This window comes from Gemmatimonadaceae bacterium (assembly GCA_035533755.1).
Classification (GTDB): domain Bacteria; phylum Gemmatimonadota; class Gemmatimonadetes; order Gemmatimonadales; family Gemmatimonadaceae; genus JAGWRI01.
Window position 1 is genome coordinate 1 of the sequence record DATLTC010000068.1, and the last position, 4,406, is coordinate 4,406.

General features: G+C 69.5%; 2 protein-coding genes. Both read right to left on the reverse strand.

Translation table 11 applies throughout. The features are described 5' to 3' along the window. Positions 1–169 precede the first annotated feature (169 nt). Positions 170–2,653, reverse strand: a complete 2,484-nt coding sequence (locus tag VNE60_10985; protein ID HVB32040.1) for a helicase C-terminal domain-containing protein — start codon at positions 2,651–2,653, stop codon at positions 170–172. 343 nt (positions 2,654–2,996) lie between these two features. Continuing rightward, complete coding sequence (locus tag VNE60_10990; protein HVB32041.1) at positions 2,997–4,289, reverse strand: hypothetical protein; 1,293 nt, start codon at positions 4,287–4,289, stop codon at positions 2,997–2,999. Between the last annotated feature and the right edge of the window lie 117 nt (positions 4,290–4,406).

Here is a 4,406-nt window from a genome sequence, read left to right on the forward strand (position 1 = left end):
GCGTGTTCGGCGTAGTTGCGCCCCACACACACGATCTTGGACGGGCGGGCGATGGGGAGCGAGGCGTTGGAGGGCATGCCGGGAAATCTACTGGCGATCGCGGGGGGCGGCCATTCGCGGGCATTCGGCGGCGCCGGCGGCGCCGGCGGCGCCCAACCTGTGTAGCGCCCTAGTCCGCGGCGTAGAACTCGCGCACCACCGGCCGCAATTCCTCCCACACGTCCATCACGCGGCGGGCCGGCGGCAGCCCGCGCAGCAGTTCGGCGCCATAGCGAGCCGTGGCCACGCGCGAATCGGCGATGATCACGGCCCCGCGGTCGGTGGCAGTGCGGATGAGCCGCCCGAACCCCTGCTTGAGCTTGAGCGCGGCGTCGGGCACCATGTATTCGGCAAACGGATCGCCGCCCCGCTGCCCGATGGCCTCGCATCGCGCCGCGGTGAGCGGCTCGGTGGGCACGCGAAAGGGGATCTTGGCGAGGAGCAGGGCGCGCAGCGGATCGCCCGGCACGTCCACCCCTTCCCAGAACGACGTGGTGCCCAGCAGCACGGCGCGCCCGGACTCCTGGAATCGCGTGAGCAGCCGGTCGCGGCCGTCCTCGCCGTGCACGAGCAGCGGCCATCGCCGCTCCACGTTCTTGGCGCGCAGCAGTTCGGCAGCGCGTCGCACTTCGCGGTGGCTGGTGAACAGCACGAACACGCCCCCGTCGGCCGCGTCGGCCACGTCGAGCAGGATGCGCACCAGGGCGTGGGCGTGCCGCTCGGGATCGCGATTGGGGGCCGGCGTGTCGGTGGGAATGGCGAGCAGCGCCTGCCGCGCATAATCGAAGGGCGACGGGAGAATGCGCGTGACCGGCTCGAGTTCCGACGACGTGAGCCCCAGCCGGCCGGCCATGAAATCGAACCGTCCCTCGGCGGCGAGCGTGGCGCTGGTGACGATGGTGGTCTTGAGCCGCGAGAACAGATCGTCGCGGAGAATGGGCGCGAGATCGAGCGGCACGCTGGCCACGGCCACGGCGCGGTCGCGCCCGCGGGCCTCGATCCAGCGTACCGTCTCGGCGCCGGGCGTGGGATCGAGCGCCTCGCGCAGCGCGTCGCCGGCGCTCTGCAGCCGTCGCGAGACGGCGCGCATCTCGCCGAGCATGGGGCCGCCGGCCTCTTCGGTGCGGGCGCTGCCCTCCAGCCGCTCGCGCACCATCGACAGCCCCTCGTCGAGCACGCCCAGTTCGCCGAGCGTGTTCTCGAGGGACACGCGCAGTCCGCCCTTCCACACGGGGTGCACGGCAAACTCGTCGGTGAGTCGCAGCACGGGCTGCCCCGACTGCGCCAGCACCTCGTCGAGCACGTCGAAGAGAATGGACGTCTTGTCGCGCGCCGAGCGCACGGAGGGGGCGAGGCGGGCGTCGATCAGTTCGAGGCTGGCCTCGCTGAGCAGGTCGCGGTTGCCGCGCAGCCGCGCGACGAGCGTGGGCAGGAGTCCGCGGCCGCCGCGCCGTTCGAGGCGGTTGAACAGTCGCTGCAGCCCGCCGCGGGTGACGCTCATGCCCAGGTGGGCGGCGGCGGCGTCTTCCAGGTGGTGGCCCTCGTCGATCACGAGGCGGCGGTACGAGGGGAGCACGGCGGCCTCGTCCCAGTTCTGCGACGCGCGGCGCACGGCGATGTCGGCGAGCAGCAGGTGGTGGTTGGCCACGATGACGTCGGCCTGCGCGGCGGCGCGGCGGGCCTTGAACAGGAAGCAGTTGTCGAAGTGCGGGCACTGGACGCGCGTGCACAGGTCGGGCTCGGCGGACACCTCGTCCCACACCTCGGGCGACGGGCGCGCGGTGAGATCGCTCATCGAGCCATCGGACGTGCGCTTGGCCCAGGCGGCGATGGCGTCGAGCTCGTGGTGCAGTTCATCCTCGAACAGCGACGACCCCGACGCGCGGGCCTGTTCGAGGCGGGCGAGGCAGAGGTAGTTGCGCCATCCCTTGAGCAGGGCAAAGCGCACGGGCTGGTCGGTGATGGCGCGGGCGAGGAAGGGCAGATCCTTGCGGACGAGCTGTTCCTGGAGGTTGATGGTGTTGGTGGAGACGACGGTGCGTTCGCCGTTGGCGGCGGCCCAGCGCAGCGCCGGCACCAGGTAGCCCAGCGACTTGCCGATGCCGGTGCCGGCTTCGAGCAGGGCCACGCCGCCGTCGTTGTACGCCTGGGCAATCAGCTCCGCCATCTCGCGCTGGGACGGACGGTCTTCGTAGCGCTGGTGGGTCTGGGCCACGGCGCCGTCGGGACCGAGATCGAAGGCGACGCGCTCGAGGTCGAGGGGAGTCTGCTCGACGTACCGCGGCACTTCGACCACGACGTAGAGGCGCGACGCGTTGTTGTCGATGATGGCGAAGCCGATGCCGTCGTCGTGCAGACGCGCGGCGACGGCGAGGTCGGCGTCGGAGGGGTCGAGCGCTCCCGAGGGGTGATTGTGGACGAGCATCTCGCCGCGCTGCGCGAACCCGGGAAGGGCGAGGACGCTGGTCACGCCGCCGCGGGCGGCCACGCGCGCGGTCTGGAGCACGCCGTCGGCGTCTTCGCTGCATACGAAGCACACCTCGCGCCCGCCGGCAAGCGCGATCGCCGCGCGAAGCGCTGCGGCGACCTTGGGGCTCAGGCGGGATTCGGACATTCCCCAAACCTAACGCTGCGCGGCGGCCGCCCACAGTTCAGGCGTGGCGGGAGGGATCAATTTGTCGCAGGAGGGGCGCGGCGACCATAACGGCAACGGCAGCGGCCAGAACTACCATGAGACGGATTGGACGGATATTGCGGATCGAACTGCCATCGCTTTGGAACTGCTCCCTCATCGGGATCGCGATGCCGGATCGAGATCTCGATGGCGGAGCAGTTCCCGAGTCAGTTGTAGTTGTGATCCGTTAATCCGTCACGTCCGTTTGGTCGTTCGTCCAGGTAGTTGCAGTTGCAGTTGCAGTTGCAGTTGCAGTTGCAGCTTTCGTATGCGTGACCATGTCTTACGTCTTGAGCGGTTTCTTCTTGGCCGCCGGGAACAGCACGTTGTTCAGGATCAGCCGGTAGCCCGGCGAGTGCGTGTGCAGCGACAGATCCGTGGGCGGGTTGCCGATGGCGTGCTCGGGATCCTCGGGGTCGTGCCCGCCGTAGAACGTCCAGGTGCCCTTGCCGTAGTCGCCGTGGATGTACTTGACCCACGGCGCGCCCTCCTCGAACGCCAGCACCACGTCGCTCGGCTTGAGCGTGGCCTTGGTGAAGCTGGTCGTGACCCCGTAGAAGTCGTTGATCACGCTCCGGTGATTCTGCACGAGCATCGACGCCACGGGATCGAACTTGGCCGAGAAGTTGAAGAGGGTGAACGTGCCCAGCGGCTGGCGGCGGGCCGGGTCGTTCACCTGGTGGCCGTCGATGTCGCTCATGGAGTTCACGTACGCCGACCTCTCCAGGTGCGCGTCGCGGAACGCCAGGGCGCGCGACCAGTCCATCTTCCGGTCGGCGTCGGGATCCATGGGCGTGCCGTCGGAGAACGGCTGCGCGATGTCCACGTCGTGGCCGGCCAGCGCCAGATCGAGCGTCTCGGTGGCCCCGCACATGGCGAACAGGAATCCCCCGTTGCTCACGAACTGCCGGATGCGCTCGGCCACGTCCTTCTTGAGCGCCGGCACGTTGGCGAAGCCCAGCTTCCTGGCCTCGGCCAGGTTGCTCTGCACCATGTCGATGAACCAGGGCGCGTCGCGGTACCCGAGGTAGAACTTGTTGAACTGGCCGGTGAAGTCCTCGTGGTGCAGGTGCAGCCACTCGTACTTGCTCAGGTCGCCGCGCTCCACCTCCTGGTCGTAGATCGGGGTGTAGGCGATCCCGGCGTACTTGAGCGCCAGCGTCACGGCGTCATCCCAGGGCGCCGCGTCGGGCGGCGTGTACACCGCGATGCGCGGCGCCTTCTCCAGCGGCACCGAGTCCATGTTGGAATTGGTGATGAGCGCGCGCACCGACGCGAGCTGCGCCTCGGTGATCATCTCCAGCGTCACGCCGTCGAGCGCCGCTTCCTTGCGCAGTTCTGGCACATCGGGCAGCAGGAACGAGCCGCCGCGGTAGTTGAGCAGCCACTCCGCCTTGAGCCCCATCTTGAGCGTGGCAAAGGTGAGCCCGTACGCCTTGAGATGATCCGACTGCGCATCGTCCATCGGGACCAGCAACTGCGCCACGTCCACCGGCGCCGGCGCGCCCGCCGGGCGCACGAACCGGAGGCCCACGGCGAACAGCGCGGCCTGCCGCACCCATTCGCGCCGCTTCATGCGCGCTCCACCGCGCGTGCCCCATCACGCCGCGTCATCTCGTTGCGCCCCCTCCGCCGGGAATCGCCTGGCGGGCCAGTTCGAGTTCACGGCGCGCCTGGGGGACGAGCGCGCTCT

Bases quoted from the DNA above. Each gene is read 5' to 3' on its own strand.
- VNE60_10985 (HVB32040.1), bottom strand. From the start codon at position 2,653: ATGTCCGAATCCCGCCTGAGCCCCAAGGTCGCCGCAGCGCTTCGCGCG.
- VNE60_10990 (HVB32041.1), bottom strand. From the start codon at position 4,289: ATGAAGCGGCGCGAATGGGTGCGGCAGGCCGCGCTGTTCGCCGTGGGC.